General features: G+C 29.1%; 2 protein-coding genes. Both read left to right on the top strand.

Features of this window, described 5'->3' with window-relative positions; translation table 11 throughout:
- Positions 1 to 306 (top strand): T9SS type A sorting domain-containing protein (locus IEW40_RS14090; protein WP_188618759.1); only part of this gene is annotated, 306 nt, incomplete at its 5' end.
- Positions 303 to 4,349: a DUF5977 domain-containing protein gene (locus IEW40_RS14085; RefSeq protein WP_188618758.1), complete on the top strand. Its 4,047-nt coding sequence runs from the start codon at positions 303 to 305 to the stop codon at positions 4,347 to 4,349. The genes IEW40_RS14090 and IEW40_RS14085, both read left to right, overlap by 4 nt.
- The last annotated feature ends 118 nt before the right edge of the window (positions 4,350 to 4,467 follow it).

Below are 4,467 nucleotides of genomic sequence, written 5' to 3'. Positions count from 1 at the left end.
GAAGAACTAGGCAAAGAGAACTGGAAAGTAGTAAAACTTGGAGACAAGCAACTAGAACAGTTAATAGAAAAGCAAGACATGAGAATCTACCCCAATCCAGTGGAGGATTATTGTTATGTAGAAATAGGAGTAGAGTTTAAAGAAGCCACGATAACAGTCTATGACATGACCGGCAAATTAGCCTACCAAACCCAAACCAAGAACAGGGTTACAAAGCTTAACACATCAAACCTGCCACAAGGAGTGTTCGTAGTAATCGCCAAAACCGAAAATAAATCTATAACCAATAAAATTGTGAAGAAATGATGAGAAAAATAGTAATTTTATTTTTATACTTTTTTGTACAGATATTTTATAGTCAAACTATTGCTCCAAAAATCCCAAGTCTTCCTTCTTCTCCTGAAGCAGCTATGCTTGGAAAGTTTGGTGATATACCTGTGGGTTATTACACAGGAACAGCAGATATTACAATCCCATTATATAATTTATCTTTAAATAATATAACAATTCCCCTGAGTTTAAGTTATCAATCATCTGGGATTAAGGTTGCTGATGAAGCAACCTGGGTTGGTTTAGGGTGGAATTTTTCTCCCGAAGGAACAATTATTCAGGAAATAAGAGGCAAAGAAGATAGAGAAGATACAACATTATACATAAACAATGTTAATGGTTATAACTATTTCAAAGATCATTTTGGAACTGTTTTAACAGAAGACTATATGTTGAGAATGCAACAAGGATGTGGTTTAATCCCTCTTTGTTCTCATTACGCAAATGAAGCACCTTATGTAGATAATGATGATGTTATGACCCGCTTATCAGATGGTAATGGAGAGCCAGATATTTACAGTTATAATTTTGGTAATTATTCAGGTAAATTTTATGTAAATCCTGAAACTTCTCAAATTGTAATGCTTGAAAAAGAGAACTCAATAAAATTTGAAAGAAATGGAAGTACATGGAAAGCGACAACAAAAGAAGGTGATGTTTATTATTTTAATACCATAGAAACCATTTCAGGGACATCAAATAAGTTTGCTAATGTAAAAGGATATACTTTTAAGGTTAGTGAAATAAAATTAGTCTCAGGTAAGAGTATTTATTTTAATTATACTGAAGATGTTGACTTTCATTCAAGTGCTATAGAAACTTCTCACATCACTAATTTTTCAAATAGCCCAAGTAACGGGGGATATTTAGATGTTTTTTATAGTTTCAGAAATTTATTAACGAGTATTGAAACAGAAGATACCAAAATTATTTTATCACTGGGAAACAGAGAAGATATCATGCCTGCAAATACTCAAAACCCAGCGAAAAAACTTGATAGGATAGATATAATATCGAAACAAAATAATAAAAAAATAAAAAGTTTCAAATTTAATTACACATATTTTGATTACGATACAAACTATAGCTATAAATTCTACAATGCAAATAATAATTTGCCCCAATCTCAAATTGAATACCTTGGAAAAAGACTTAAACTAGATAAAATAGATTTAATAAACTACATTCAAGATCAGGAAGAGCCAAACAATAGTTCGTATAAATTTGAATATAATACATCAAAAAAGATGCCTCTAAAGATATCAAACTCTGTAGATTATTATGGATTTTTCAATGGAGAAAATAACAATACATCTTTACCAGATTTGGATTATTTTGATTATTTCTACACCGAGCAATATAAGCAGAAGCAAGAGTTAGGCTTGAAATACCCATACATTGGAGGTAAGAGATATTTTAATGTAAATTTTGCTAGTGCAAATATTCTAAACAAAATAGTATATCCAACAATGGGTTATACAAAATTTGAATATGAACCAAATACCTTTAATAACCAATTTATTCCAGACAAAACCTTACATGATTTGGCGTTCAAAAAAAATAGTTTGATAAATATAGGTCATATAAGTTATAATAATAATTATATTAAAGATTTTACAATCAATAAATCAGCAACATTCATTTTTGAAAATGAAATTAATGATGGTTATAGTACATATTCCAATTCCAATGCTCCAATATATACCTATAATCAAATGTCAGGATTTAAAATTGAGTTTTATAAGACATGGACAGATAATACTGGAGCGCATACACAAATCATTAAAACTTGGGATTTATCAAGTGTTACTACCAGTGATTTTTCATCAAATCATGGAAAACAATGGCATGATGAAATAAGAATAGAATATGAAAATAATCCAACTCTACAATACCATGTAAAAATCAATACACCTAATAATTTTTACTTGTCAAATGACACTTACCATATTGCTGGTATGAAATCAACTTTTAATTACTATGATAATACAGGAGTTGATACTTCCACCAGTTTTGGAGGAGGACTCAGAATAAAATCAATTAAAAATTATGATAATAACCATCAATTAATTAATAATAAAGGTTTTAAGTATTTTGGAGGTAAATTGATTAATAAATTTGAACCATTATCTTTTATACTTCATGCGTCTTATAAAGAACGCCCAGCAGTTATAAATAATGGCTGTGTTGAAGAAAACTACTCAATTTTTAATGATATATCTGTAAATAGTAAAGATTTTGGATTAGGCAATTTACTAGTTGGATATGATAAGGTGGAACAAACAGAAACATCTTTTATAAACAATTCAACCAAAGGAAAAAAAGTATTTTATTATTATAATTCTGAAATCATTAAACCCAAAAATTTACCACAAATAAATAATAATAACGGAGCTGTTTACAAAGAAGAGAGCTATGATTCATCTGGATTTAAATTGGTGGAAAAATTATATAATTATGGATTCTTTTCCACGGAAAATTATGCTTTTCCAGGATTTAAAATTTTGAAAAATACCCTAGGTCCAGAATATCCCTTGACTAATGTTTATCCTACAATTGTTTCAGGATGTAGTAATTCAGGTATAAGAAATTTTACCTTTGATAATAATTTTAATTTTACAGCTTACAGTTTTTGGAAATATCCTATTATTTCAAAAAGATATTACTTAAATAGTGAGCAGACTACGCAATTTTTCCCTAATAACAACAGCCTTACAACTGTTATCAATTATGGATATAATTCGCAAAATTTACTTAATAGTGAAAAAACTACTTTCCCTGGAAATATTGTTAAGGAAGTTAAATATTTATATGCAAATGATAAATTTAATCAATATTTAATTGGTAAGAACATAGTAGGAGTTCCATTAGAAAGTTCAGAAATTAAAACAGAAAATGGAATAAACTCAACAATTTCATCTGTAGAAGTCAAATACCCAATTTCTGACTCCGATGCGAATACAAAAACATCAGGATTACCTTTACCATATAAAGTTGAAAACAAAAATTTATATGGCTCTTCAACAAAAGAAGAATTGACATTTGATAAATATGACAATAAGGGAAATGTACAGCAATTTACAACTAAAGGATTATCAATAACAACTATAATATGGGGTTATAATCAAGCACAGCCGATTATAAAAATAGAAGGGATAGGCTATGAAGCATTTATGGCAATTTCTGGAGTTAGTACTTTAATTAATGATATTATTGGAAAATCAAACTCAGATATTGATTTAAATTCAGAACAGATATTATTAACAGCGCTAGATAATTTAAGAGCAAATAACGATTTGAATAGTTATTTGATTACCACCTATACTTATGATCCTTTAATTGGTGTTACTACAATTACTCCTCCAAGTGGCATTAGAGAAAAGTATAATTATGACACTGGTAATAGACTTCAATCAATTGTTGATGTGAATGGGAAAATTTTAAAAGAATTTAAGTATAATTATACTACCACGGTTGTTCCATTGTATTATAATATAGAAAAAAGTCAAACATTTATAAAAAATAATTGTAATGATGGGTTTCAAGGGAATAATTATATTTACAGTGTACCAGCAGGTAGCTATAGCTCTTCTGTGAGTCAGGCAGATGCAGATAATTTAGCTCAAAATGATATCAATTCAAATGGTCAGACAGCAGCAAATAACTTTGGAACTTGTTCAGCAGCTCCAATTATAACTTGTACTTTTACTAAAAACCCTACGCTGTCATTATCTAGTTTTAGCCCATTATTTACTAATAGTTCATCACAGGGTAATTTAGGGAAGCTAGATATTACCTTTAATTCTAGTAGTAGCTATGCATGGGCTAATCAAACATTAATAGGCTATATTTCATCAAGCTGTGTTCCAACTATAAACAGAAATATAAGTTATACCGAAAATGGTAGAACCTGGAGTATTGATTTAAAAACAAATGGAGAAGTGTATTTAAAATTTGTTTCAGGGTCTAATTTCTACAGTAATACTACAATTACGTTTAATATTCAATACCTTAAATAAAAATCAGAATACGTAATGAAAAAGATATTAACTATATTATTGGGAGTATTGTTTGTAGGATTATCCGCACAAACCACTCCGCCAACAGGAGCAAGTACCACAGAAAACTATGTATATA

Origin of the sequence: Cloacibacterium rupense, from assembly GCF_014645495.1 — a bacterium.
Lineage (GTDB): Bacteria > Bacteroidota > Bacteroidia > Flavobacteriales > Weeksellaceae > Cloacibacterium > Cloacibacterium rupense.
The sequence above is the reverse complement of the archived record's forward strand: the minus strand, read 5'-3'. Positions and strand labels throughout refer to the sequence as shown.